This is a genomic window from Alteromonas sp. CyTr2 (genome assembly GCF_947311905.1).
Classification (GTDB): Bacteria; Pseudomonadota; Gammaproteobacteria; order Enterobacterales; family Alteromonadaceae; genus Alteromonas; species Alteromonas macleodii.
In genome coordinates this window covers 1-24739 of record NZ_CAMZMZ010000009.1, presented here as the reverse complement: position 1 = coordinate 24739, position 24739 = coordinate 1, and the positions used below count along the sequence as shown (strand labels likewise).

The 24739-nt window shown below is 46.4% G+C and carries 23 protein-coding genes; 13 read left to right on the top strand and 10 right to left on the bottom strand.

Annotation, left to right across the window (positions count from 1 at the left end):
- Window positions 1-157 precede the first annotated feature (157 nt).
- Window positions 158-1393 (top strand): EAL domain-containing protein, encoded by a 1236-nt coding sequence (locus QME20_RS07205; protein ID WP_281715698.1) that lies wholly within the window; start codon window positions 158-160, stop codon window positions 1391-1393.
- Window positions 1394-1490: 97 nt separating this feature from the next.
- On the opposite strand, the gene ftsX is transcribed toward QME20_RS07205, so the two are convergent.
- From ftsX to ftsY, 3 genes are read right to left on the bottom strand one after another with little or no spacing between them, the layout of a single operon-like run.
- Window positions 1491-2471, bottom strand: coding sequence for a permease-like cell division protein FtsX (gene ftsX, locus QME20_RS07200; protein WP_281715697.1), 981 nt, complete (start codon window positions 2469-2471; stop codon window positions 1491-1493).
- Window positions 2468-3181, bottom strand: a complete 714-nt coding sequence (gene ftsE / locus QME20_RS07195) for a cell division ATP-binding protein FtsE (RefSeq protein WP_281715696.1) — start codon at window positions 3179-3181, stop codon at window positions 2468-2470. The genes ftsX and ftsE overlap by 4 nt, the downstream gene beginning before the upstream one ends.
- Window positions 3182-3207: 26 nt before the next feature.
- Window positions 3208-4878 (bottom strand): signal recognition particle-docking protein FtsY, encoded by a 1671-nt coding sequence (gene ftsY / locus QME20_RS07190; RefSeq protein ID WP_281715695.1) that lies wholly within the window; start codon window positions 4876-4878, stop codon window positions 3208-3210.
- Window positions 4879-4944: 66 nt separating this feature from the next.
- On the opposite strand from ftsY, the gene rsmD reads away from it, so the two are divergent.
- Window positions 4945-5628, top strand: a complete 684-nt coding sequence (rsmD, locus tag QME20_RS07185) for a 16S rRNA (guanine(966)-N(2))-methyltransferase RsmD (RefSeq protein WP_039226844.1) — start codon at window positions 4945-4947, stop codon at window positions 5626-5628.
- A gap of 133 nt (window positions 5629-5761) precedes the next feature.
- Here the strand turns inward: rsmD and QME20_RS07180 are convergent, their stop codons facing one another.
- Both QME20_RS07180 and QME20_RS07175 read right to left on the bottom strand, forming a co-directional pair.
- A complete protein-coding gene (locus QME20_RS07180) occupies window positions 5762-6340 on the bottom strand; it encodes a YjaG family protein (protein WP_014977586.1) in 579 nt (192 codons plus the stop codon).
- Window positions 6341-6943, bottom strand: a complete 603-nt coding sequence (locus tag QME20_RS07175; RefSeq protein WP_014977587.1) for a YhgN family NAAT transporter — start codon at window positions 6941-6943, stop codon at window positions 6341-6343. It abuts the gene before it with no gap.
- A gap of 437 nt (window positions 6944-7380) precedes the next feature.
- Here QME20_RS07175 and QME20_RS07170 point away from each other — a divergent pair, with 437 nt between their 5' ends.
- A complete protein-coding gene (locus QME20_RS07170; protein ID WP_014950994.1) occupies window positions 7381-7563 on the top strand; it encodes a hypothetical protein in 183 nt (60 codons plus the stop codon).
- A 185-nt stretch (window positions 7564-7748) separates the two neighbouring features.
- Here the strand turns inward: QME20_RS07170 and pepB are convergent, their stop codons facing one another.
- Window positions 7749-9032, bottom strand: a complete 1284-nt coding sequence (pepB, locus tag QME20_RS07165; RefSeq protein ID WP_168533197.1) for an aminopeptidase PepB — start codon at window positions 9030-9032, stop codon at window positions 7749-7751.
- A gap of 223 nt (window positions 9033-9255) precedes the next feature.
- On the opposite strand from pepB, the gene sfsA reads away from it, so the two are divergent.
- The 7 genes from sfsA to panC all read left to right on the top strand — a co-directional run bounded on the left by sfsA (window position 9256) and on the right by panC (window position 15283).
- Window positions 9256-9972, top strand: coding sequence for a DNA/RNA nuclease SfsA (sfsA, locus tag QME20_RS07160; RefSeq protein WP_278711845.1), 717 nt, complete (start codon window positions 9256-9258; stop codon window positions 9970-9972).
- Window positions 9973-10213: 241 nt separating this feature from the next.
- On the top strand, window positions 10214-10663 hold the full coding sequence (dksA, locus tag QME20_RS07155; RefSeq protein ID WP_014950997.1) for an RNA polymerase-binding protein DksA: 450 nt from the start codon (window positions 10214-10216) through the stop codon (window positions 10661-10663).
- 73 nt (window positions 10664-10736) lie between these two features.
- The gene (gene gluQRS / locus QME20_RS07150; RefSeq protein ID WP_281715694.1) at window positions 10737-11660 is read left to right on the top strand and encodes a tRNA glutamyl-Q(34) synthetase GluQRS; all 924 of its coding nucleotides are present in this window, start codon (window positions 10737-10739) and stop codon (window positions 11658-11660) included.
- Between the two features lie 98 nt (window positions 11661-11758).
- Window positions 11759-13078, top strand: coding sequence for a polynucleotide adenylyltransferase PcnB (gene pcnB, locus QME20_RS07145; RefSeq protein WP_281715693.1), 1320 nt, complete (start codon window positions 11759-11761; stop codon window positions 13076-13078).
- Window positions 13071-13568, top strand: coding sequence for a 2-amino-4-hydroxy-6-hydroxymethyldihydropteridine diphosphokinase (gene folK / locus QME20_RS07140; protein WP_014951000.1), 498 nt, complete (start codon window positions 13071-13073; stop codon window positions 13566-13568). The genes pcnB and folK overlap by 8 nt, the downstream gene beginning before the upstream one ends.
- 57 nt (window positions 13569-13625) lie before the next feature.
- Complete coding sequence (gene panB / locus QME20_RS07135) at window positions 13626-14420, top strand: 3-methyl-2-oxobutanoate hydroxymethyltransferase (RefSeq protein ID WP_014977593.1); 795 nt, start codon at window positions 13626-13628, stop codon at window positions 14418-14420.
- An 11-nt stretch (window positions 14421-14431) separates the two neighbouring features.
- A complete protein-coding gene (gene panC, locus QME20_RS07130) occupies window positions 14432-15283 on the top strand; it encodes a pantoate--beta-alanine ligase (RefSeq protein ID WP_110289378.1) in 852 nt (283 codons plus the stop codon).
- Between the two features lie 115 nt (window positions 15284-15398).
- Here the strand turns inward: panC and panP are convergent, their stop codons facing one another.
- The gene (gene panP / locus QME20_RS07125) at window positions 15399-17033 is read right to left on the bottom strand and encodes a pyridoxal-dependent aspartate 1-decarboxylase PanP (protein ID WP_014977595.1); all 1635 of its coding nucleotides are present in this window, start codon (window positions 17031-17033) and stop codon (window positions 15399-15401) included.
- A gap of 563 nt (window positions 17034-17596) precedes the next feature.
- Between panP and QME20_RS07120 the strand changes: the two genes are divergently transcribed.
- Window positions 17597-18328, top strand: coding sequence for an EAL domain-containing protein (locus QME20_RS07120; RefSeq protein ID WP_014951004.1), 732 nt, complete (start codon window positions 17597-17599; stop codon window positions 18326-18328).
- A 96-nt stretch (window positions 18329-18424) separates the two neighbouring features.
- Here the strand turns inward: QME20_RS07120 and QME20_RS07115 are convergent, their stop codons facing one another.
- The 3 genes from QME20_RS07115 to QME20_RS07105 are packed head-to-tail and all read right to left on the bottom strand — an operon-like array spanning window position 18425 to window position 20867.
- Window positions 18425-19093 carry a methyltransferase domain-containing protein gene (locus QME20_RS07115; RefSeq protein ID WP_281715692.1) on the bottom strand — a complete coding sequence of 223 codons (669 nt, stop codon included), beginning with the start codon at window positions 19091-19093 and terminating at the stop codon, window positions 18425-18427.
- Window positions 19093-19908: an ABC transporter permease gene (locus tag QME20_RS07110; RefSeq protein ID WP_014951006.1), complete on the bottom strand. Its 816-nt coding sequence runs from the start codon at window positions 19906-19908 to the stop codon at window positions 19093-19095. Before QME20_RS07110 ends, QME20_RS07115 begins: the two co-directional genes overlap by 1 nt.
- 26 nt (window positions 19909-19934) lie before the next feature.
- Window positions 19935-20867, bottom strand: a complete 933-nt coding sequence (locus tag QME20_RS07105) for an ABC transporter ATP-binding protein (RefSeq protein WP_039226809.1) — start codon at window positions 20865-20867, stop codon at window positions 19935-19937.
- A gap of 741 nt (window positions 20868-21608) precedes the next feature.
- Here QME20_RS07105 and pdsR point away from each other — a divergent pair.
- Window positions 21609-22298: a proteobacterial dedicated sortase system response regulator gene (gene pdsR, locus QME20_RS07100; protein WP_014951008.1), complete on the top strand. Its 690-nt coding sequence runs from the start codon at window positions 21609-21611 to the stop codon at window positions 22296-22298.
- A 61-nt stretch (window positions 22299-22359) separates the two neighbouring features.
- A complete protein-coding gene (pdsS, locus tag QME20_RS07095) occupies window positions 22360-24528 on the top strand; it encodes a proteobacterial dedicated sortase system histidine kinase (RefSeq protein WP_239240500.1) in 2169 nt (722 codons plus the stop codon).
- The last annotated feature ends 211 nt before the right edge of the window (window positions 24529-24739 follow it).

Sequence of the window (24739 nt, the reverse complement as noted above, 5' to 3'; positions counted from 1 at the left end):
ATAGTTGTTAGATTGCGCTTACATATCATAGACTAGGGTCAGTTCTTTTGGATGACACATTAAAGAACACCTAACCTTAGCGTGTGACGTAGCGCTAGCTAAGCCTCTAAATATAACAATAAAAATAACCTTAACCGTGTTGTATCAGGAATAGATTATGTTCGCGTTTATAGCTCGCCAGCCTATTTTAGATAAAAGCAAAAGTGTTTTCGCCTATGAGCTTCTGTTCAGAGATGGCAAGTCTGGTGCTTATCCGGAACATAACGAAGAGAAAGCTAAGTATATTTCTGAGCACTTCCATCCACTTGGGCTTGATGATATCAGCGGCGAAAAAACGTCTTTTATCACGTTCTCGTCAGATACAATTATTTCCCGCTTTCCTACATCGCTGAACCCTGAGTCGGTAGTGGTTGAACTGGCTGAACCAACCGACAACACCAGCGGCCTATTCGAAGCATGCCAGCACATAAAGCAACTTGGCTTTAAGCTAGCTATCGATGACCCTATGATGGTGGGTTCAAAACACGACATATTTCCTCTTATCGATATTGTGAAAGTCGATGTGACAAAAACCCGCTTTGAAACCATTGAAAAGCACATTCCGCGCTATCACGATGCGAACGTGCAATTAGTGGCGGAACAGGTTGATACACAAGATAATTTTTCAACGTGCGTAGATTTGGGTTTCGACTTCTTCCAGGGTTATTTTTTCTCGCAACCGGAAGCACGTATTCTACGACAGCTTCCAGCGTCTAAAATGAACATTGTTGATTTGATGGGCGAAAGCTCTAGCAGCGACTTTGACATAGACCGTATCAGCCAAATTGTAGAGCGAGACGCCACCTTAAGCTTCTTATTGCTGAAGTTTATCAATAACCCCACTATTAATAAGCGTTACAAAATTACATCACTAAAGCACGCGCTTAATTACATGGGTGAAGTAGAGATTAAGAAATTCATCGCTTTGTTAAGTTTAACGAACTTAGGCGATACAAAGCCTCTTGAAATCATTCATATGTCGTTAGTTCGCGCTAAGTTTTTCGACTTACTTGCTGAGCGTAGAGGTCTTAGAAATAATCCGCCCATCTCCTTTTTGGTTGGTTTATTTTCGCTTCTTGAAGGGTTACTTGATCAGTCTATGACAGACATTGTAAAGCAGCTGCCGCTTTCCGATGAGGTTAACGATGCACTACTTGGCAAGAACTTAGAAATAAACAGCTATATGACTTTGGTTCGCGCCTTTGAAAGCGCCCTTTGGATGAATGTCATAAAACAAGCTAAAGTGCTTAATATTGACCAGAAGCAGCTGCATATGCTGTATAACCAAGCCATCATTTGGGGCAATGGAGTGCGCAGCGCTATCTCCTCACACTATCCCCGTGCGATAGCTTAAGTACAAAACTAAGAACACGCCTACTTACCGCCAATAACGTCATACAGTGACTTATATATTTCGCACTGTAGGCGTGTAAGTATACTCACGTCTACGACTACTTGGGCTCTATTTCCCTTACATGACGCTGCACAGAGATAAGTGAGCCCAGTAAACCGAGCAGCACCGATAGTCCCAGCATAGTCAGCAATGCAGAACCGGTTAATCCGGTAATGTTGAAATCCTTCTGATACATAGCGGCAAACGTAGTGATGCTGCTATCCATCCACCATAGTATGATAATAACGGCAAACCACGCCGTTAGTCCGCCCAATAGGCCATACCAGAAGCCTGTATATAAAAACGGGCGATGGATAAACGCATCGGTTGCGCCAACCAGCTTCATCACTACGATTTCGTCATACTTGTTCAAAATATTCAGACGAATGGTGTTACCAATAATTAGTACAACGGCGATGAAAAGTAGTAATCCTATTAGCGTAACCAAGTCTCTGGCAATATCGATAACGGCATATAAACGCTCTAACCATTCGATATCCAGTTTACCTATATCAACTTCACGCTGCTGTCGCAGTTTATCTAGCAGTGCTTTCGCTGCCGTCGGCGACGCGTGTTTTTCGTTTGGCGTTACTAGCACTACATCAGGCAGTGGGTTTTTCTCTAGATAGGCGATGGCATCGCCCAACCCTGACAAGTGCTGAAATTCTTTAAGCGCATCATCCGCTGGAATATAAACAACGCTGTCTATTTCAGACCAGCTATTTAATCGTGCCACCAGCTGTTGCGAACTTGCCACGTTGATATCTGGCTTTAAAAACAGAGATATTTCTGACGCCTGATCCCAGCCTGCTGTAATTTTCTCAGTATTTTTCACCATGATATAAAGCGTACTAGGTAGCGTAATACTCAGGCCTAGTACCCCAATAGTCATTAAAGATGCCAGCGGCTGACGCCACAGCTCTCCAAGACTCGCCAGCGCTTGGCGTACATGGCTGACAAAGAACATCACAATAGATTGGACAAAGCCTACTTTGGCAGAAGACGCCCCTTTTGCACGTCCTTTAAACAAAATGCTCATGACCAGTCTCCTTCACTGCTGGCTGAACTTGTGCCATCAAGGTCGTCAGTAAGGCCATCGGTGATCATTTGACCATTTTTGAGGGTCAACGTGCGATAACGCATGCGAGCAATCAGCCCTAAATCATGGGTTGCAATAAGTACTGACACGCCCGCTTGATTGAAGTCTTCAAAAAGGCGAATGATTTCCATGGAAAGCTTGGGGTCGAGGTTACCGGTCGGTTCGTCTGCCAGCAGTAACGGGGGTTTATTTACTACTGCTCGCGCGATCCCCACTCGCTGCTGCTCACCACCAGACAACGTAATAGGCAGGCAACGCGCTTTATCTCTTAGCCCTACCATTTCAAGCGCAGCTTCTACGCGCTTGCGAATTTCTTTGTGGGTGTAACCCTCAATGACTAGCGGTAACGCCACGTTGTCAAAAACCGACTTGTCCATCAGCAGCTGGTGAATTTGGAAGATCATGCCGATATCGCGGCGTATATAGGCAATATCTCGACGGGTAATAGCGTTAAGGTCGTGGCCATTAATAAGAACGCGCCCTACTGTTGGGCGCTCCATTAGGCTGATAAGTTTAAGTAGCGTGCTTTTTCCTGCGCCAGAATGCCCTGTTAAAAAGGCCATTTCACCCGGCGCAATATGAAAATTCACCTTGCTTAGCGCACGTTGTCCGCCCGGATAGGTTTTGCTTACCTGCTCAAACTTTATCATTATTTTTCCCTACCGCTTTGCTGGTTTTAGCTTTCAGGTGTGTCCATTTCGCTAAACAACGCATCAATAAATTCTTGTCCATCAAACTGGCGTAAATCATCAATACTTTCGCCAACACCTATATACCTTATAGGAATTTTAAACTTATCGGCAATAGAGAATATAACGCCGCCTTTCGCTGTACCGTCTAACTTGGTAAGCGTGATGCCTGTTAAGCCCACGGCTTCATTAAACAACTTGGCTTGGCTAATGGCGTTTTGCCCTGTACCTGCATCCAATGTAAGCATAACTTCATGAGGCGCATTCGGATTAATTTTCTTCATTACGCGAACCACTTTCTTAAGCTCTTCCATCAAGTTGTTCTTATTTTGCAAGCGCCCTGCCGTGTCGGCAATAAGGATATCTGTGCCGCGCGACTTCGCTGCTTCTAGTGCATCGTAAAGTACAGACGCACTGTCAGCGCCGGTGTGCTGTGCTATTACAGGAATATCGTTGCGTTCGCCCCATACTTGAAGCTGTTCAACCGCCGCCGCTCTGAAGGTATCACCCGCAGCAAGCATCACTTTCTTACCTTCTTGCTGGAACTGCTTAGCCAGCTTACCAATAGTCGTGGTTTTACCTACGCCATTTACGCCAACCATTAAGATAACGAACGGACCTTCACTGGAATCATGGGCCTGCATCACTTCTGACAGAGGCTGGTTCACTTGAGACAACATGCCAGACATTTGCTGCTTCATGATCTCCAGCAAGGCTTCGGCATCTTTTAAATCTTTTCGAGAAGCACTATCGGTTAGGTGATCGATGATTTTTTGCGTAGTATCCATGCCCACGTCAGCGACTAACAGCTGCGTTTCAAGGTCTTCATACAACTCGTCATCGATGGTTTTGCCTTTAAACAGGCTAACAATACCACTGCCTAGGTTTTCTTTTGTACGAGATAGGCTTTCTTTTAAACGTGCAAATAACGACTTTTTCTCTTTAGGCTTTTCTTCGGCTTTGGCTTTAGCCTGTGCTTCTGCTTTAGCGCGAGCCTCTTCTTCCGCTTGCGCCTTCGCCTGTGCTTCAGCCTCTGCCTTTGCACGCGCTTCTTCTTCCGCTTGCGCCCTCGCCTGCGCTTCAGCCTCTGCCTTTGCGCGCGCTTCTTCTTCCGCCTGCGCCTTCGCCTGCGCTTCAGCCTCTGCCTTTGCGCGGGCCTCTTCTTCCGCTTTAGCCTTCGCCTGCGCTTCAGCTTCTGCCTTAGCGCGAGCCTCTTCTTCCGCTTGCGCCTTCGCCTGTGCTTCAGCCTCTGCCTTTGCGCGGGCTTCTTCTTCCGCTTGGGCTTTCGCCTGTGCTTCAGCTTCTGCCTTTGCACGCGCTTCTTCTTCAGCTTTAGCCTTCGCCTGTGCTTCAGCTTCTGCCTTAGCGCGCGCTTCTTCCGCTTGCGCCTTCGCCTGCGCTTCAGCCTCCGCCTTTGCGCGGGCCTCTTCTTCCGCTTGCGCCTTCGCCTGTGCTTCAGCCTCCGCCTTTAAGCGGGCGTCTTCTTCCGCTTGCGCCTTCGCCTGCGCTTCAGCCTCCGCCTTTGCGCGGGCCTCTTCTTCCGCTTTAGCTTTCGCCTGCGCTTCAGCTTCTGCCTGTAAGCGAGCTTCTTCTTCCGCTTGGGCTTTTTGTTTATCTGCTTTTTTGTTCTTACTGAACCAGCCAAAAAGTTTCGACATCGTTAGGACAAATCCTTATAAATTCTTAGCAATTTCGGCTACACTTGCCGCCTAATGTATGAACGCATGATACCATTGTCAGCCACTATGAAGCGAGTTTCTCGCCCTACTCGGGCACCATCTTCTGCAAAAAAACCTTATTCATCCCAAAAAGGGAAAAAATCAGGGAAAACCCAAAGCACAAATAGTCCTGGGCAAATACGCATTATCGGTGGCCAATGGCGTGGTAGAAAGTTACCCGTACTAAATGCAGAAGGGTTAAGGCCAACTACAGACAGAAACAAAGAAACCTTGTTTAACTGGTTAATGCCGTACATAAACGATGCACGCTGCTTGGATGTATTTGCGGGTTCTGGTGGACTAGGTTTAGAAGCTCTGTCTCGCTATGCAGCACATTGTGATTTTATAGAGCTGGATAAACAGGCAGCAAGCCAGCTTAAAAGTAATCTTACCTTATTAAAAGCAAATGAACTGGCGTCAGCAACCGTTCATCAAGGGGACGCACTAGGTATTTTAAAAGGCATCAGCCAAGCGCCTTACGATATTGTTTTTGTCGATCCGCCTTTTGCGAAATCATTGGTAGCACCTACGCTGGCTGCGCTAGAAGATAACAAACTTGTTCATAGTGGTAGCGTGGTGTATTTAGAGCACGAAAGTGCGCTAACAACGCCCGCTCTCCCCGCCCATTGGCAAATTATTAAAGACAAACAAACTAGCGCGCTGCGCTATATGTTAATTGAGATATGTTGATTGATAACGATTGAAGTGCCTCAATTGAGGAGAGATAAGCCGTGACCTTTAACTAAGTACACGGCTTTTATTGAGCATAAGAGCTAAGGATCTGTTGCTCGTTTTACCTAAGCAAGATCAAGTTGCATTGTCATTAAAGCTCAAGACCAATATTGGAGATTCCAGCTTCCAAGGCAAGTGCCTTCATTTCGTCTGCCGCTTTCGCTGGGTATTTGGCTTGCTCTACATAATCAAGCAATTCGTTTTGTACCTCAACTTCAAACTCCATCAGCGGATGCCCTTTTACAGTCTCGTCATCGGCTTCTTCGCTTTCTAGCAAATAGGCTTCTACGCTGCCTTGCGATAACTTGCTGATGACCACTGCGCCTTGCGGATCGTCGCCTGCCATCAAATTTAGCAAACCAGCTAGACCAATAGCTGCATCAATTGCTGGATAAACGCCATAGTTGTCATGCTCACTGGTATCAGGTGTAGCCACTTCAACTTTCTCAAGCTGTACCGCAATGTTGAATTTGCTCTTGGGTGATTTCAACGTTTCCCACACCAAATTCAAACAGTTGCGCAATGCGCTTGCATCACCACTTTCCGTTAATTCACAGAAAAGCGTGTAGTTGGGTAGCATACGCTCAAGTAATGCAGCACCGAATGCAACGGCTTTCCAGCCTTCCAAGGCGCGAACGCGCCCAAAGGTATTAAGTTTTTGCTTTGCCATTTAAAGGGCTCCAGTGGCATGCATGAAATATTGGGTAACGCCATCCAGCAACATTTGGATAGCAATCATAACTAGGATCATACCCATTAATCGCTCCATCGCAACTAGACCGCGCTCCCCCAGAATTTTATGGAACACATTTGAAAATAGTAAGATCACTGCGCTTATCGACCATGAAGCCGCAAGCGCAATCGACCAGTCAGCCATTCTGTCTGGCGCTTGGTTGGCAAGAAGAATAAGCGCAGCCAGCGTTGAAGGGCCCGCTATCATAGGAATAGCTAGAGGTACTAGAAAAGGTTCTTCACCTACAGCTAATCCACTGGGGTTGCCAGATGATGGAAAAATCATTTTAAGCGCAATAAGGAACAGAATAATTCCCCCAGCGATACTTACTGTCTCTTGTTCCACGTTCAGAAAATTGAGAACCGATTGGCCACTGAACAAAAAGAGAAACAGGATGCCAAGAGCAAATAATAATTCTCGAATTAGGATGACTTGACGACGCTTTGGTTCTATCGATTTGAGTACCGACATGAACACAGGGAGGTTACCTAAGGGATCCATGATCAAAAAGAGCATGATGGCAGCAGACCAAGTATCCATTTTTTTACTGTCTCCGGTTGTGAGGCTAAGCCCGTTTGCGCGTAAACCATTGAGTATAACTCAAAGTTCTTACAGATGGTCGTTTTAGGCGCGCAATGGTAAACCAAGCTGACTTAGTTAAAAACACCTTTTAAGGCATGATTGTTTTTCATTTATCTAGAGCCTGCAAAAAATACTCGAAAAATAACGAAAGTGCGCTTTACTAAAGCGTAGGGAGAAGTGTTTGTCATTTCTAAGCGGTGTTTTCGCCTTATTCACGGTCAGAATTCAAACAGCCCAATTGGCTTTTTCTACACCTTTTGGATAATGTCTTATCTCCAGAGCTTTTGATGTAATAGTGGGTAACATCATTTTGTTTAACGTTTTGTTCTGCGCATTGTTCGGCGTTGGAACCTGTTAATCCTCAATAAGAACAACCAAAAATAGGAAATATTGCAATGAGTTTGATGACTGTTAAAGAAGTGGCTGCTTTTCTTGGCGTACAAGAAGTGCGCGTAGAGCGCCTTGAGCGTGAAAGCCTTTTGGTTTCGAAAGATAAAGACACCGACGGTAACCCACTTTTCGACAGTGGCGACGTTGAACGCTATAAAACGCTAGCCGAGCGTTTAGGCGGGATCTAATTTACAGAAAAAGGGCGTGATTTTTTGCAAAGTCACGCCCTTTTTATTTTTTTGCGCGAAGCGACGTTAGTTCAAGTAACGCTATTCGCTTTGCTTCTACTCATCCACGTGGCACAACGTGCGACGTTTAAAAATAGAGTAGAGTAGCGTTCGACAGCCATTGGAGGCGTCGAACGCTATTTTATTTATGCACTGAAGTCTTTCAGCATTCTCGCAATTGAGCGAATACCTTTCGCTGTTGCCCCTACCGGCATTTCAGATGTTGCCCCGCCATGGTAAGCAGCGGCTAAATCCAAATGTACCCAGCCTTCTGGCTTAACAAAGCGTGATAAGAAGCCCGCAGCGTTTGATGCACCGCCACCACCGCCACCTTTCATCGGGCGACTGTTTGCTGTATCTGCGAACGCCGATGGACAGCGCTCTGCGTGGAAATCTTCAAGTGGTAGCGGCCAAAAACGTTCGTTTTCTGCCTTTGCTGCTTTAAGCATTTGTTCGCGGGCATTATCATCTAACGAGAATACGCCATGGTAATCAGAACCCAGTGCAACCACTGCAGCACCGGTTAGTGTTGCTGCATCAATAATCAGCGGTGCGCCCGTCTCTGTTGCCGCCATAAGGCCATCAGCCAACACTAAACGTCCTTCAGCATCGGTATTAACCACTTCAACGGTTACCCCATTTTTATAGGTAAGCACATCACCTAACTTATAAGCGTGACCGCTAATAAGGTTTTCGGCACAGCACAAAATAAGCTGAATACGCTTTTCACTGCCTTGAGAAATAGATAGCCCTAATGCCCCTGTTACCGTCGCTGCGCCGCCCATGTCACATTTCATATCTAACATGCCTTCGCTTGATTTAATGCTGTAGCCACCACTGTCGAAGGTGATGCCTTTTCCAACTAGCACGGCATCAACTGGCGCACCCGTATTACCTGTTGGGTTGTAATCAAGTACCAGCATTGCAGGCGGACGTTCACTACCGCGGCCCACATTATAAATGCCAATCCAGCCCTGCTCTTTAAGATCTTCACCTACCGTCATTGAGTAGGTTACCTTGTCACCACCCAGTGACTTAAGCCACTGTGCTGCTCGGGTTGCTAAGGTTTCAGGGCTTAAGTCTTCAGGTGTTTCGTTTACCAGCTGACGGGTAAATAGTAACGCCGCATATTCTTGCTCTAGCGCTTCTTTGTCAGCCGTTTCGGCCCATTTTATTGACGCTGGTTTGCGGGCACGCGTGAAGCTAAGTGCAAAAGCCCACTGCTGCTCTTTGTGCCAATCACCGCTTAGCGTGACTGCTGGCAGGCTTAAGCCATCTAGCTTTCTTGCCGCTTGCTGAATTAAACGCTCATTAAGCTTGTCGTCAGGCAGGTGAATAACTGCACCTGATTCATTGAAAGAAAGCTTAGCACTCTCGCCCCACACTGCTTCAGCACTGTTTCTAGAAAGGCTAACGGTAAATTCTGCCATCGCGTTTTATTCCTTATTACATCGTTATATTATTGCAAAGCGCTTTTTGCGCTTGCACAAATGTTTGTTACTCTTTGGCGCCTTGTTTACTGCGCTTGTTGTTCGCTACCACATACGCTTTGTTCGCTAAGCGCATACGCTATACGTGCTCGTTCAAAAGCACACATATCAATTAGCGAAACACACTAACGTGTTTTCACCTACATTCTAAAAAAGGCGTCACATGAAGTTTTCACCTTCCTTATTACGCGGCACCCTTATAAAAAGGTACAAGCGATTTCTTGCCGATGTTGAGTTAGACGACGGCACTATTGTAACTGCACATTGCCCAAATACTGGCGCTATGACTGGCTGCGCTGTTCCTGGATACACTGTCTTTTTAAGTGAGTCCACCAACCCTAATCGAAAACTCAAGTATACATGGGAGCTAGCCCAAACATTTGATGGTCACTTCATCGGCATTAATACGCACAATGCTAATAAACTGGTGGCGGAAGCGCTAGATAACAAGGTGCTAAGCGAATTTTCAGACATCACAGATTGGAAAGCAGAAGTAACACCGCCAACCGCCAATAGCCGGTTCGACTTTGCATTAACTCGAAAAAATGCCGAACATCAGAGTGTTACTGAGTATATGGAAGTTAAATCCGTCACCTTAGCAGATGAAAACAAAGGGTTCTTCCCCGACGCAGTCACGCAACGCGGCGCGAAGCACTGTTTAGAACTTGCTCGTTTATCTGACAGTGGTATAAAAACCAATCTATTATTCTGCGTACAACACACCGCCATCGAAAGTGTACAAGTGGCCGAGCATATTGATCCAACTTATGCAGAAAGCGTAAAGATTGCCGCAAACGCTGGCGTAACGGTTTTGGCGGCAAGCTGTATAATAGAGGAACAAAAAATCCTATTAAATCAAACACTCCCTTTGATTTTATAAAAAATAGGTTGATTTTTTTCATTTCGCCTTCATATTTGCGCCTTGTTTTAGTGGGAGAACGCACTAATGCGTTTGCTGGTAGCCAGTGGGCTAAATGAAAAAACACCTGGCTAATTTATGAAAGCAATACACCAGCATAATAATTACATAGACACGATTGATTGCCTGAAGTTGTCGAGTCTGATATAGATATCGGTCCAATCAGGACAAGATGGATGTCGTAGTGTAGGAGATGTGGCAGATGCCAACAGGAAAAGAAACAAAATCCCTAGGACTATTAGCGCTGGCAGGTTTACAGCCGTACGAGCCAAAAGCTGACGAAGAGTACATGGGCGAGCCCCAAATGGAGCACTTCCGTCTATTGCTTAAAGCATGGCGCAACCAACTTCGTGAAGAAGTTGACCGTACAGTAACGCACATGAAGGATGAAGCAGCAAACTTCCCTGATCCTGTAGACCGTGCAGCTCAAGAAGAAGAGTTCAGCCTTGAGTTACGTACACGTGACCGTGAGCGTAAGCTAATAAAGAAAATTGAAAAAACGCTTAAGCGAATTGAAGAAGACGATTTCGGCTTCTGTGACCAGTGTGGTATCGAAATTGGTATTCGTCGCTTAGAAGCTCGTCCTACAGCAGATTTATGTATCGACTGTAAGACCATGGCTGAAATTAAAGAAAAACAACTTCAAGGTTAAGTTACTAGCCTCGATTACGTTGATATAGAAAGCCTCATCCCGAAAAGATGGGGCTTTTTGTTAAGCCTTTATTATGCATAACCACTATGTAGGGCGCTTTGCTCCCTCTCCATCCGGCCAACTTCACTTCGGTTCGTTAGTTACCGCTGTTGCCAGCTACCTAGATGCCAAAAGCCATAACGGAAAATGGCTGCTACGTATGGAAGATATAGACGAGCCGCGCTGTATTAAAGGTGTAGATAAAGACATACTCACTACCCTAGAAGCCCACGGCCTGTATTGGGACGGCGACGTCATCTATCAAAGCCAACAACATGCCCGTTATCAAGGGGTTCTCGATGACTTACTTACACAACAAAAAGCCTATTTTTGTACCTGCACACGTAAGCAAATTAAAGCCATGGGCGGTGTTTATAACGGCTACTGTCGGACTGAGCCAGTACACTCCAACACACAGGACTGTGCAGTTCGTTTAAAAGTAGATACTCAACTTGAAGCCTTTGATGACGTGCTTATGGGCAAAGTTATGCCCTCTAATTCAAGCTCTGATTTAATAGCCGAAGACGTAGTGCTGAAACGTCGAGACGGCTTATTTTCGTATAACCTTGTCGTGATTTTAGATGACGTATTTCAGCAAGTTAACCATGTCATTAGAGGGTGTGATTTAATTGATGTCACGCCTTTACAGCGCGCCGTATATCACACGCTGGGCTATTCTACTCCTGAATACGGTCACGTGCCGGTCGCTGCCGTGGCACCAGGCAGAAAACTAAGTAAACAAAACCGTGCAGCGCCAGTTAAAAACGAATCAGCTTTAGATAATCTCGTGCGTGTGATGCACTTTTTAGGCTTTTCCTTTCCAAATGCGTCAGAATTTGGTGATATTGATTCGGCGCTTAAGACGGCTATTTCAATGTGGAATAGGAAAAAAGTAGTGAAAACACCCGAAATTATTGTTCCACAGCATGAATCCACTTATTATAGCGAACCTTTATAGTCTGCGGAGATACCATCATCATTCATCGTGTTTTTAAATCTGTTAAGCGCGCTTTTTCAAAAGAGAGTTCGTCTCCTAACGCTTTAAAGCCAAGGACTATGACCCGTGGAGAACACGGTATATCTCGCGAAGACGTAAGCGCAAATGCATTGAAAGTAATGTATCGCCTTAATGGAGCTGGCTTCGAATCCTATTTGGTAGGAGGCTGTGTACGCGACATTTTGATGGGTCACGAACCAAAAGATTTCGACGTGGTGACGAACGCCACACCTGAACAAATTAAAGGCTTGTTCAGAAATTGCCGCCTTATCGGCAGGCGCTTTCGTTTGGCCCATATTGTGTTTGGCCGTGAAATCATTGAAGTAGCCACGTTCCGCGGGCACCACCAAGAGTCAGACGAAGACGAAAACCTTCCCAAGGGCAAGGCTATCGCAAAGCGCGACGCTCACGGTCAATTAGTACGCGATAACGTATTTGGCACCATTGAAGAAGATGCTGAACGCCGTGACTTTACCTTTAACGCCATGTATTACAGCGTGGCAGACTTTACGGTAAAAGACTTTGCTAATGGCTTAGCCGCCATAGAAAAACGAGAAGTTGAGCTTATTGGCGACCCGGAAACACGCTACCGTGAAGATCCGGTACGCATGCTACGTGCGGTGCGCTTTGCCGTTAAGCTTGGCATGCGCATTGAAGCAAAAACCGCTGCACCGATAAAATCTCTGGCCAACCTTTTACAGAACATTCCACCAGCGCGCTTGTTTGAAGAAACCCTTAAACTGTTTTTATCGGGTAAGGGAGAAGAAACCTTCTTAATGCTGCACGAATACGGCTTAATCGAGCCATTGTTCCCTCAGCTAACGCCGTTTTTGAAAGATGAAAACAGCCGTGAAATGCAGTTTGTACGTCGTGTACTTGCCAATACCGACGAGCGCATTAATAGCGACCAGCGTGTTACGCCAGCGTTCCTTTATGCCGCACTACTCTGGTATCCGGTTGAAGAAGAGTCACAACGCTTACAAAGCGAGTCTGGCTTAAATGCTCATGATGCATTTAATATTGCGTCAGGCGAGGTCATCGCACGTCAAACACAACGTATTATGATCCCTAAACGCTTCTCTACCGTGGTTCGGGACATCTGGATTTTACAGCAACGTCTACCTAAGCGCTTTGGCCGTCGCGCTTTCCAATTGCTTACGCACCCTAAATTTAGAGCAGGCTATGACTTTTTGCTTGCCCGAGGCCAAATTGAAGGTGGCGATCTATTAGAGCTAGCTCAGTGGTGGACGCACTTCCAGCACGCTGACAACGGTAAGCAGAAAGGCATGCTTAACGCCCTTCGCAAAAGCGAAGGCGGCGCAAAAGGTGCCCCGCGTAAGCGCAAGCGTAAACCAGCGAAGCGAGGTCCTGATGCATAAAGAGCACGTGTACATTGGTGTAGGTAGCAACCTCGGCGATAGCCAGGGAAAAGCCCAGCGCGCGTTTGATGCGATAGGTCAAATAGAAGACACCCGCGTACTTAAAACCTCTTCACTTTATTCCAGTAAACCGATGGGGCCGCAAGACCAACCTGACTATATTAACGCGGTGTGCTTAATTGAGACCTCGTTAAAGCCCCACGGCTTATTGAAGCAGCTGCAACGCATAGAGCTGGAAGAAGGCCGTGAGCGCAAAGGTGAGCGCTGGGGACCACGCACGTTGGATTTGGATATTTTGTTGTACGGCAGCGAAACTATCGACACCGCAGACTTAATCATTCCCCATTACGGCATGGCAGAACGCGAGTTCGTTATGGTGCCGCTGTTTGAAATTGCGCCCAATATGGTTATGCACGATGGCAAACCCATCTCGGCATGGGTCGCTAACTGCTCGCTGGATGGACTTCGTCGCCTGCGCTCTTCCAATTAGCGGCAAAATCCGTATAGTTCGCCACACGATACCAACAATATCAATCTGAGACATGTCATGAAGAAAGTAACTGTATCGGGCTTGCTTAAGAAAAAGCAGGCCGGGGAAAAGATCACCTCTTTAACCGCTTACGACGCCAGCTTCGCCAAAATGTTCGACGAACAAGGCGTTGACGCCCTTCTTATTGGCGACTCTTTAGGCATGGTCCTTCAAGGTGAAGACGACACCCTACCGGTAACCATCGATGACATTGCCTACCACACGAAAAGTGTGCGTCGCGGCACTGAACGCGCCTTCGTATTAGCCGATATGCCGTTTATGTCTTACGCCACTCCTGAGCAAACCTACGCCAATGCAGCAAAGCTTATGGCTGCAGGTGCAAGTATGGTTAAGATGGAAGGTGGAAGCTGGTTGTGCGACACCATCAAAGGCTTAAACCTGCGCGGCGTCCCTGTGTGTGGCCATTTAGGCTTAACGCCTCAGTCAGTGCACGTATTCGGTGGTTTTAAAGTACAAGGCCGCGAAGCGAGCCAGGCTGAAAAACTGCTTAGCGAAGCGAAAGCGTTGGAAGAAGCCGGTATTCAGTTATTAGTGCTTGAGTGCGTGCCTTCATCGCTAGGCAAAGCGGTTAGCGAAGCCCTAACCATACCGGTTATCGGTATAGGCGCAGGCAAAGATACCGACGGTCAAATTCTGGTGATGCACGACATGTTTGGCATCAGCGCAAACTATATGCCGAAGTTCTCAAAGAACTACCTTGTAGAAACCGGCGATATGCGCAAAGCCGTATCAAAATATATTGAAGATGTGCAAAGCGGTGCGTTCCCATCGGCTGAACACAGCTTCGAGTAACGAGGTAAATTATGAAGGTGGTTGATAGTATTTCAGCATTACGCAGCACGGTGAACGCATGGCGACGTAATGGTGAAACCGTAGGTTTTGTACCCACTATGGGCAACCTGCACGATGGTCATCTCAAACTAGTTAAAAAAGCGAAAGCGCACAACGACAAAGTGGTGGTTAGCATTTTTGTTAACCCCATGCAATTTGGTGCGAACGAAGATTTAGACGCGTATCCACGCACTATCGAAGAAGATAAAGCTAAGCTTATTTCTGTGGGTGCAGACGCGGTGTTTTTACCTAGCGTAGCGGAAATGTATCCGGCAGGTCTGGATGCGCAGACGTTCGTTGAAGTGCCCGGTATTTCAGACTCGCACTGTGGCGCCAGTCGCCCTGGCCATTTTCGCGGCGTCGCTACCGTGGTGACCAAGCTTTTCAACATGGTACAGCCCGACGATGCGTTTTTTGGTGAAAAAGACTTCCAGCAGCTACAAGTTATTCGCGCGTTAGCTCGCGATTTATCAATGGCAGTGAAGGTTCACGGGGTTTCTACTGAACGCGAGACGTCAGGCCTAGCAATGAGCTCTAGAAATGGCTACCTGACAGACACTGAAAAAGCGACGGCGAGTGCTATTTTTGCAGAAATGCAGCGCTTAAAAGCGGGCATAGAAAGTGGTAACACCGACTTTGTTCAGCTTGAAAATGCCATGGTCAGTAACCTTGAAGCAAAAGGCTTTAAGAAAGACTACTGTCAGGTAGTTAACGCCGCCACCTTTGAACCAGCTAACGATAGCGACAAAGAATTAGTTCTGCTTGTTGCTATGTTTATGGGTAAGACACGCTTAATTGATAATATGCAAATTACGCGAGATTAAGCGTAATACCAATCCTCGCGGATAGTCTCGAACTACAAAAGAAAACGCCCGATGCATGACTCCTAAACAGAGCCTGTATCGGGCGTTTTTTATATGTTGCTGTTAAAGTCGGCGGTTAAGACGCAACGGTTTCTGTTTCGCGAACGAAATCCATTAGCTCTTTCCAAGCCTGAGTCTCTTTCGCAATTAAGTGTTGCTCAGCCAAAATTGCGGCCAAGTCGTTATGGCTAGTAAGCGGATTCGCTAACACTACGCGAAACACGGTAATACACTGGGAAGGGTAATCAGGCGCTTCCAGGCGAGTACGAGACACAAAAGACTTACCTGCTTCACGCTGCTGCTTTTGTACCGCAACAACAAGGGCGTCAACCTTCTCATTAATAGCGTTGCGGGTTTTAGCATTCACATGCTTCAGCTTTTCCTGCACTTCAGCGGGACAAACGCGATAGGTCAACAGTGATAGAATAGGTGTGGTCGTCAATTCAAAGTCTTGGGCTTTATCAATCATCTGCGCAAAGTCTTTGGCTTTATCAATGCTGCGATCAATAAGTAGCTCGTACCCTTTGCGACCGAATATATGCAGCGCCGAGTACACCATCATGGCCATACCGTTTCGGGAGCCTTCCAGCGTGGTAGCACCTAAGTCTTTAGAGCCTGCACGCAAAATATATTGCGCGTGATGTCTTACCGCATTGGCATTTTGTGGGTCTTTGAAAAGCGCCATTCCTGCGCCCATTGGCACGTACATTTGCTTATGTGCATCAATAGTGACAGAGTCTGCTCGCTCTATTCCCTTTAATCTGTCGCGATAGCGCGCCGAGAACAGCGTAGCGCCGCCCCAGGCTGCGTCTACATGGAACCAGCAGCCTAACTCTTTGGCTACGTCAGCAAGCTCGTCTAGTGGGTCTACGTGCCCTGTTTCGGTGGTGCCGCCTACCCCAACGATAGCAAGAAGCTTATTGCCTTCCTCTTGATAACGTTTGCCAATGCGAAGGGCTTTTGCTGGATCTAGGGTTTGCTTTGGCGCGGGCACAGTTAATAATTGTTCGCGGCCTAACCCCAATACATCCACTGCCTTTGACAGCGAGTAATGCCCACGCTTACTGCACATCACGCCTAAATTGTTAATGTCGTAGTGACGATAGGCAGCGGCAAGACCTGCTTTTGCCACGCCAGAAAACCCTTTTTGTGGGCCTAGTAGTTTGTTGCGAGCCACCCATAAGGCAGTGATGTTGGCAATGGTTCCGCCAGAACAAAATGCCCCCAAAGAATGGGCCGCACTGTGTAGATGGTTGTCGTAAAAGCTTTGAGGCTGATCGTACACAAGGTTGTGCATCATACCCAATACTTGACGTTCTAGCGGCGTGAAAGCTTTAGACGTTTCTATTTTAACCAAGTTCTGGTTAAGCCCGACCATTAACTTAGAAAGCGGCAGGTGAAAATAGGGCAACGCTGAGGTCATGTGACCAATAAAGGTAGGCGAGTAAGTATTAACTGAATGCGCAACAAGCTTATCTAACAAGCTTTCAGCATGAGTAGACACAAACTCGGGTGACTCAGGCACCTTGGAGTCTGAAAAGTCTTTTTCAATTTCTTCTAACGACGTCTTTTTTGTCACTACGTGCTGCGACAAAAAATCTAAGATATTGTCAGATAAATGCTGCTCTATTTGAGCCAGCTTTGAGTCTTTGTGCTCAGGCTTGGTAAAGACCCTAAACAGGTGCTCTAAACTAACTTGCGCTTCACCCACTCAACACACCTCATACTTAAAACAATCACACATTTCGCTTACATTTATTGGGCGAAATCAACAGGCGGTTTTGTAGGACACCGGCCTGACACTTACTTTTCCTTTTAGCCAAATAGCATTCGACACAATTACTTTGCGACTGGTGCAGCTATTTATCCAACATATCCCTTAACGGTACATCGGCTGGGCTAATGCGCGTTGACGCGGTCCATTCGTTGCCAAACCTGAAAACTTATCACAATACTTTCAGGGTGTCGCACTTTACATCAGATTGCAATGCTCGCCAAGGGTTAGCGCACGGCATTTAAGCGACTATTAACGTTTTATTACATGCAAAAAACTTATGAAGCGGATAACTCTGCACACGTATTTAAACGAATTCCCCCGAATTTTGTACCGCAAATTTTATCAGTCTCTACTATATTTAATTTATGAATAGTACCAACACGAGTCTCTCGTATTGGTTTTCCATCTTCTAATTGCGAGCCTAAGTAGCCATTGAACTCACATTCAAGCATTCATCGCTGCGATAAAGTACTGCTTCAAAGCAAGGGGGTCTGTTTATGCCCATTCGTGAAATTTCCGAGGATTTCTCTATCGATGATATCGTGCCTTATTTTCAACCCATCGTTGACTTACAAAGCCAAGGAGTATGGCGCTACGAGTGCCTGGCACGCTTGATAACCCGAGGTGATAAGACTTTTTTACCTAGCGAATTTCTCTACCTTATAGAGCGCGAACAACACGTAAATACGCTTGCAGCGAGCATGTTTGTGCAATGTGCCAGCTATTTTCACGACGTTAATATCCCTTGGAACATCAATATAACTGCCAATGACCTTCACAATGTAGAGCTTACTAATACCCTCATCACCCATTTAGCAAGCTATCCCACGCCGGAGCGTGTAAGTATAGAAGTGAGTGCTTCTACTGCCCTATCCAATCCGAAAAGCCTTACCGCATTTATCGAAAAAAGCATGCATGTGGGGCTGGGCGTTTTCATCGACAACGTTGGATCATGCCCAGGTAACATACGAGCGCTTATGAACTTGCCGGTTCGGGGGATTAAGCTCGCTGGCGGGCTAATTAAACACTATGACGAACAAGAGGCAGTGAGGGAATATGTAGACTATCTGCTGTCGCTATGTGAACGCCATGGAGTAAGCACTATTGCCGAGCACGTAGAAGATGAGGCGCATCTAGAACGCGTAAAACGCCTGCCCATTCGTTATGCACAGGGATATGTGTTTAGTCCGCCCATGGCGAATGTGCGAAGTGCCACTGCGCGCCATTAACAAGCGAATTATACGAATTTGAATAACAAACGGGGCGAGATTTTCATCTCACCCCACTTTTATCAGCTTTCAGTATTTCTTGCTGCTATAGCAGACTCAGCCTTCTTCGCTACGGCAGTTAAGCTGCCAGCACGATTGACCGCTCCCTCGGTACTTTCGCTCAAACGGCGTCATGTGATCATCGCCAGTAACTTCAGATAAATCAGATACCATGCCGTAATGTTTAGCCGCTTGCGCAAATTCCATTAGATAAATAAGCCAGTTGCTACGCACCTCAATATTAGGTGTGATCGCCATCAGGTCCACCATGGCCGCACTACCGTGCCAGCGCTTTTGAACCTGCGTCTTTTTAGGATAGGGGTTGGGATACAGCAGAAAGTGCTGAGTCACGTTCCAACTAGACTGCTTTACTAAGCGCCAAAAGTCGTTCACATCGGCACGAATGACCCGATAGTTATCTTGCTGTGCACTGTAATGCTCGTGTTTATCCACCCGCAGCTCCGACTTATCGATACCGATAACACGCGCATCGGGGTTTGCTCTTGCAATATTCGCCGTACTTTCGCCAACGCCGCAGCATGAATCTAAAATGATCTCGCCGCTAAAGCCATCAAGCCACGCGCTGACATCATCAAACGCGGCTTGTGTATGGTCGCTAATCGGTCGCTTATTTTCACTCGCTTGGTACTTTTTCACTAAGTCGTCTAACTTATCGTGAATACCTACCTGCGATGTTGTGATTTCTCTAGAATTACCGCTGGCCATTAGCTACGAATACCTTTACCCGTTTTAAGTAGGTAGTACGCCACACCAAATAGCAGTGCATTAAAGCCCACTAACAAGGCAAGCGACAAGGTTACATTTACGTCAGAGACCCCTAAGAACCCATAACGAAACCCGTTGACCATATACACAACAGGGTTCGCCTTACTCACCCACTGCCAGAATTCAGGCAATAGGGTAAGTGAATAAAACACACCACCTAAGTAAGTTAACGGTGTTAATACAAACGTTGGAACCACGCTAATATCATCAAAGGTCTTCGCAAATACCGCATTAATTAAACCCGCAGTCGCAAACAAGGTAGAAGTGAGTAACAACGTGAGCGCAATAATGCCCAAATTGTGTATTTGAACATCAACGAAAAACAGCGACACTAAGGTAACGATAATACCTATCAGTATGGCGCGGGCCACGCCGCCGCCCACATACCCGAGAATGATGACCGAAGTGGGTACTGGTGACACCAACAGCTCTTCAATATTGCGCTGAAATTTAGCACTAAAAAATGAAGAGGACACGTTGGCGTAGGAGTTTGTGATCACCGACATCATAATAAGGCCGGGCACAATAAACTCCATGTAAGTAAAGCCGCCCATTTCGCCAATACGGTTGCCGATGAGGCTACCGAATATCACGAAGTACAAACTCATTGTAATAGCTGGCGGCACAAGGGTTTGTACCCATATGCGCAAAAAGCGCGTACATTCTTTTATCCAAATAGTGGTTAGCGCCACATAGTTTTGCTTAAACCAACCCACGTTTTCTTCTGTATTCATTTGTGTACTTTCAGTTTTCATGTTTTTCACCTTTACCTGCTGTGGGTTTAGCCAGCTTGCTTCGCTGATTCAACTAAACGCACAAATAGCTCTTCAAGGCGATTTGATTTATTGCGCATGCTCATTACTTGAATGCCCTTTTCACTTAGCTGGGTGAAAACCGGGTTCAATCCTTCCGTTTTCTCAACATCAACTTCAAGGGTATGGTCGTCAATCAAACGGTGTTCAAAGCCCGTTAGTAGGTCATCTGTCGTCGTCATGCCCTCTGGTATTTTGATATCCAACACAAAGGTTTCTAGGCTTAATTTAGACAATAAAGCTTTCATGCTGGTGTTCTCGACAATGGTGCCCTTGTTAATAATGGCGATATTGCGACACAGCATTTCTGCTTCTTCAAGATAGTGGGTAGTGAGGATAATCGTGATCCCCTGACGATTAATCTCTTCTAAGAAGCCCCACATTGAGCGGCGAATTTCAATATCTACGCCCGCGGTTGGCTCATCTAAAATAAGCAATTTCGGCTCATGCATGAGTGCTCGAGCAATCATCAGTCTTCGCTTCATACCACCCGATAGCTCACGCGCGCGGGCATCGCGTTTTTCCCACAGGTCGAGCTGAGCAAGGTATTTTTTAGCACGCTCTTTCGCAATACTGCGCGGTACGCCGTAGTAACCTGCCTGATTCAATACAATTTGCAGTACAGTTTCAAATTGGTTGAAATTGAACTCTTGTGGCACCAGACCAATGCAGGCTTTGGCTTGCTCTTTTTGCGTTGTGAGGTCATAACCAAACACCGACACACTGCCATTAGTTTGGTTTACAAGTGAACTGATAATACCAATAGTGGTAGATTTACCCGCCCCATTTGGGCCAAGTAATGCAAAGAAGTCTCCTTCTTGTACTGTAAGGTCGACGCCTTTTAGTGCCTGTACGCCACCTTTGTAGGTTTTGGTTAACCCTTTAATGTCCAACGCTTTCATGATTTGCCCGTAGTGAGAGTGTGATCACTAAGACGTATTGACCTTTGATGCAAACCAAAGGTCAGCACGCCCTAATTAACTTTAGTGAGATGCAGTTATCTGTCGCTAACAACTTACAACCAACGAAGTGTAACCTAGTTCATGCTATTAAATGAATACACTCGCGTTTAGTGGTTGCTTTAAACAGTTTAAGCTTTCGTCTTCTAAATGAGAGCGAAAACGCCTTTTTTCAACCCCAATAAAAAAGCGCCGCGTACCGTTGGGGTAGTACGCAGCGCAAAGGGTAGCTTAATACCAGTCTGAATAGATAATTAAGACTTTTACGTAGAAGTTCAGCCTTACCGCTTCCACGGCACTGTTTCCCCTCTCCTAGTCTTTGAAGAGGCTTCTACAGTGCAATCCGTCTATCTTGCTTGGCACTTAAAAAAAGCAGTGCACTAAACTCGACGGACAAATACTATTAAACCCGTTATTCATGGCAAAAAAAGCGCGTAATTGTGGAAATGTGGTGGTGATTTAGCTTTCCTGTAGATTTAGCACGTGAAGCTGCACGCCAAGCGTTTTATTAATCCGCGCTTCGGGACGTTGTGTGGGGCTGCCGCCAAAGATAAAGTTCACGATAAGCCCCTCAAATATGGCGTAAATGAGGCAGGCTTGAGGATTTTATGCCGAACTTAGGCAATAGCTGTCATTCATAGGTATAGTGTGCGCTCTATCAGAATTATATTTGCGGGTTAATGTATGCCAAAGACAATTGCATTAGTGGAAGATGACGCGGCCATTCGCGAAAATTACATTATGGCGCTTAAAGCGCAGGGCTATAGCGTGAATGCCTATGAGGACAGGCCTTCTGCTGCTGAAGCGTTTAACCACACCTTACCCGACTTAGCCATTATCGATATTGGTTTGAAAGATGAAATTGAGGGGGGCTTTATGCTGTGTCAGCAACTGCGAGGCCTATCGCAAACCCTACCTATCATCTTCTTTACTGCACGAGATAACGACGTAGATACTATCAGTGGCCTTAGAATGGGCGCGGACGATTACCTGACTAAAGATATCAGCATGGCTCACCTGCTTGCGCGAATTGCCGCCTTGTTCAGGCGTACAGATTTACTTGCCGCCCCAACAGAGCAAAAAGATGAACTAAAAGTTGGCGACTTAAAAGTAGACGTGTCCAGAATGACGGTAAGCTGGCAGAACCAGCCCGTTCTATTAACGGTAACAGAGTTTTGGATGCTGCATGCACTCATTAAGCGCCCAGGTCATGTGAAAAGCCGCCAACAGCTAATGGATGAGTCCAGAATGGTAGTAGACGACACCACCATTACCTCGCATATCAAACGTATGCGTAAAAAGTTTGTGCAGCTTGACCCAAACTTCGATCATATCGACACCGTGTACGGCATGGGATATCGCTGGCAACTGTAGCTGGCTTTCGACTAAGACCGCGTTTCATCTGATTAAAAGATAAGGGCAACCGACTAAAAACATGGGATTTCGCTTTTCAATACGCCTTCAGCTTATGGTGCTGTCGCTGTTCTTATTCACCATCCCCTACTTAGGTTATAACTACGTGTGGGAGCTTGAGCAGTATCTGCGAAACGGTCAGGAACAAACCATGATTGGCACGGCGCGAGCCGTTGCCACTGCGCTTCATGAGCGTCCCGCTTTATTTGATAGCCAATCGGCGTATCTTCAAGACGTGCGCCCTGGAACAGATCTTTACGCGCCACCTATCCCGTCCCCCATTCGACTGGATGGCGAACTTAACGACTGGCAGCAAGTCAGCGAGTTAATGAGTGAGTATGGCAGTGGCGAAGTTATTGAGTACTACAATGGCTACGCGGGAGAACCTACCAGCTTATCGTTCAAGCATATGGTGGGGCGCTACGGTCAATTTCTGTATGCCATGTTTGAAGTCAGTGATGACGTACTGCTGTGGCGGCAACCCAATAGTTTAAGCGTGGAGACTGGCGACCACTTACTTGTGGGCATGGAAACTCCACAGGGAGAATTAGCAAGGTATGTTGTCGCTCCTTATGAAAGTGGCTGGGTAAATGCGTACAAGCTCGCAGATAACACAACGACAACTCGGGCGGTAGAGAACGCGCTCTCTATTCAAGGCCGATGGCAAGAGACTGCCACGGGCTACAACATTGAACTGCGCTTTCCGCTATCAATGACCACAGGCGGCTTAGCATTTTCAATTGTCGATGTGGACGACAGGGCAAGTCGATTGAAGCAGTACGCGTTAGGTACGGCGAATACAAAAGAGCTCGCTGAATTAGGTACTGTTATCACTCCTTCCCCTGAAATTGAGCGCATTTTGGCAGGTTTAAAATATGCCGATTCACGGGTTTGGGTTGTAGATAAGCACAAGCGGGTACTCGCCCGCGCTGGTGACATTCAATCGGCCACAGGCATTGAAGTAGATGAAAAAGAAACCTCTTCAAATGCAATTTGGCACTGGGTTGAGAGTGAGTGGTTACTTCCACTTTATTATCAGATTCTTACGCGGCCACCTGCCGACTTTATTGACGAGCTAGACGATGCTTATGCATTGGTAGGGCAGGATTTAGGCACTGCGCTGAAAGGCCAACCCGATTCACTATGGCGTTTGTCACCCGATAACAAAGCCATAGTACTTTCCGCTGCCTACCCTATTTTTATTGAAGGCAACGTAATGGGGGCGGTTATTGTAGAGCAAACCACCAATGGTATTCGTACGTTGCGGAACCGGGCGTTAGAACAGCTCTTTCACGTGATTTTAGCAGTGATGACCATAGGTACTTTAGGGTTACTGCTGTTCGCTACGCGAATTTCAAACCGCATTCGCTCCCTTCGCGATAATACCGAAGCGGTGATAGATGATAATGGCAAAATCATTGGCACCCTTCCGGTTTCAAATCAGCGTGATGAAATTGGTGATTTATCCCGTTCATTTGCGGATGTGCTTTCACGGTTACAGCAGTACAACTCCTATTTAGAAAACATGGCATCCCGCTTATCTCACGAACTTAGAACGCCCATTGCCGTGGTAAAATCGTCGCTGGATATGCTGACTCAGGTGAATGACGCCGACCAACAAGCCGTTTTTGTTGAGAGGGCGCAATCAGGGGTGAACCGCCTAAGTACAATATTAAACAGTATGAGTGAAGCCACCCGATTAGAGCAGGCCATTCAACAAGAAGATTTAGAACCATTCGACTTAGTTAAGGTGATATCTGGGTGTATTGCTGGTTACGAACATGCCTATAGCCATCGACGCTTTAGTTTTACCCACAATGCTGATACTGCGCGCATACTTGGCTCCCCTGAACTTACGGCTCAAATGTTCGATAAAGTTATCGCTAACGCCGTAGATTTCAGTGAAAAAGAAAGTGAAATCCAAGTCAGTATTACGGTTAAGGACAAGCAAGCTGAGTTAACCATTAGTAATACCGGGCCGCTTCTTCCTGAAGGAATGAGGTCTCAGTTGCTTCAGTCTATGGTGTCGGTGAGAAAAGAAAGCGATGTGCAAAATGCCTCTTCGCCGCACTTGGGGCTAGGGCTTTACATTGCCAACATCATAATGACCTTCCACAAAGGTCAGTTGTCGTTATCCAATCGGAAGGATAGTACAGGTGTAGTCGTCAGCGCGCGCTTTCCTTTGATGTAAATGAATGAAAAAAACGTCCAACTCGGTCTATAGTTAGAGTCTAATAAACTTTACTACATAGATAGCGAAAGCCGAGCACATACCTTATACCATATATGGACCCTCTCCGATTGCAAGACACCGTGTTGATTTAATAACGTGATTCATTGCTGCCATATATTCGGCTTTTTCGTGAAGTCAATTGACTTCTAGCCTTGATGGTTGTTCGCAT

Bases quoted from the DNA above. Each gene is read 5' to 3' on its own strand.
- QME20_RS07105 (WP_039226809.1), bottom strand. From the start codon at position 20,867: ATGAAAGCGTTGGACATTAAAGGGTTAACCAAAACCTACAAAGGTGGC.
- QME20_RS07175 (WP_014977587.1), bottom strand. From the start codon at position 6,943: ATGGATACTTGGTCTGCTGCCATCATGCTCTTTTTGATCATGGATCCC.
- rsmD (WP_039226844.1), top strand. From the start codon at position 4,945: ATGATACCATTGTCAGCCACTATGAAGCGAGTTTCTCGCCCTACTCGG.
- sfsA (WP_278711845.1), top strand. From the start codon at position 9,256: ATGAAGTTTTCACCTTCCTTATTACGCGGCACCCTTATAAAAAGGTAC.
- dksA (WP_014950997.1), top strand. From the start codon at position 10,214: ATGCCAACAGGAAAAGAAACAAAATCCCTAGGACTATTAGCGCTGGCA.
- ftsX (WP_281715697.1), bottom strand. From the start codon at position 2,471: ATGAGCATTTTGTTTAAAGGACGTGCAAAAGGGGCGTCTTCTGCCAAA.
- pcnB (WP_281715693.1), top strand. From the start codon at position 11,759: ATGACCCGTGGAGAACACGGTATATCTCGCGAAGACGTAAGCGCAAAT.
- panC (WP_110289378.1), top strand. From the start codon at position 14,432: ATGAAGGTGGTTGATAGTATTTCAGCATTACGCAGCACGGTGAACGCA.
- QME20_RS07115 (WP_281715692.1), bottom strand. From the start codon at position 19,093: ATGGCCAGCGGTAATTCTAGAGAAATCACAACATCGCAGGTAGGTATT.
- QME20_RS07205 (WP_281715698.1), top strand. From the start codon at position 158: ATGTTCGCGTTTATAGCTCGCCAGCCTATTTTAGATAAAAGCAAAAGT.
- folK (WP_014951000.1), top strand. From the start codon at position 13,071: ATGCATAAAGAGCACGTGTACATTGGTGTAGGTAGCAACCTCGGCGAT.
- pdsS (WP_239240500.1), top strand. From the start codon at position 22,360: ATGGGATTTCGCTTTTCAATACGCCTTCAGCTTATGGTGCTGTCGCTG.
- pepB (WP_168533197.1), bottom strand. From the start codon at position 9,032: ATGGCAGAATTTACCGTTAGCCTTTCTAGAAACAGTGCTGAAGCAGTG.
- QME20_RS07170 (WP_014950994.1), top strand. From the start codon at position 7,381: ATGAGTTTGATGACTGTTAAAGAAGTGGCTGCTTTTCTTGGCGTACAA.
- QME20_RS07180 (WP_014977586.1), bottom strand. From the start codon at position 6,340: ATGGCAAAGCAAAAACTTAATACCTTTGGGCGCGTTCGCGCCTTGGAA.
- QME20_RS07120 (WP_014951004.1), top strand. From the start codon at position 17,597: ATGCCCATTCGTGAAATTTCCGAGGATTTCTCTATCGATGATATCGTG.
- ftsY (WP_281715695.1), bottom strand. From the start codon at position 4,878: ATGTCGAAACTTTTTGGCTGGTTCAGTAAGAACAAAAAAGCAGATAAA.
- gluQRS (WP_281715694.1), top strand. From the start codon at position 10,737: ATGCATAACCACTATGTAGGGCGCTTTGCTCCCTCTCCATCCGGCCAA.
- panB (WP_014977593.1), top strand. From the start codon at position 13,626: ATGAAGAAAGTAACTGTATCGGGCTTGCTTAAGAAAAAGCAGGCCGGG.
- ftsE (WP_281715696.1), bottom strand. From the start codon at position 3,181: ATGATAAAGTTTGAGCAGGTAAGCAAAACCTATCCGGGCGGACAACGT.
- pdsR (WP_014951008.1), top strand. From the start codon at position 21,609: ATGCCAAAGACAATTGCATTAGTGGAAGATGACGCGGCCATTCGCGAA.
- QME20_RS07110 (WP_014951006.1), bottom strand. From the start codon at position 19,908: ATGAAAACTGAAAGTACACAAATGAATACAGAAGAAAACGTGGGTTGG.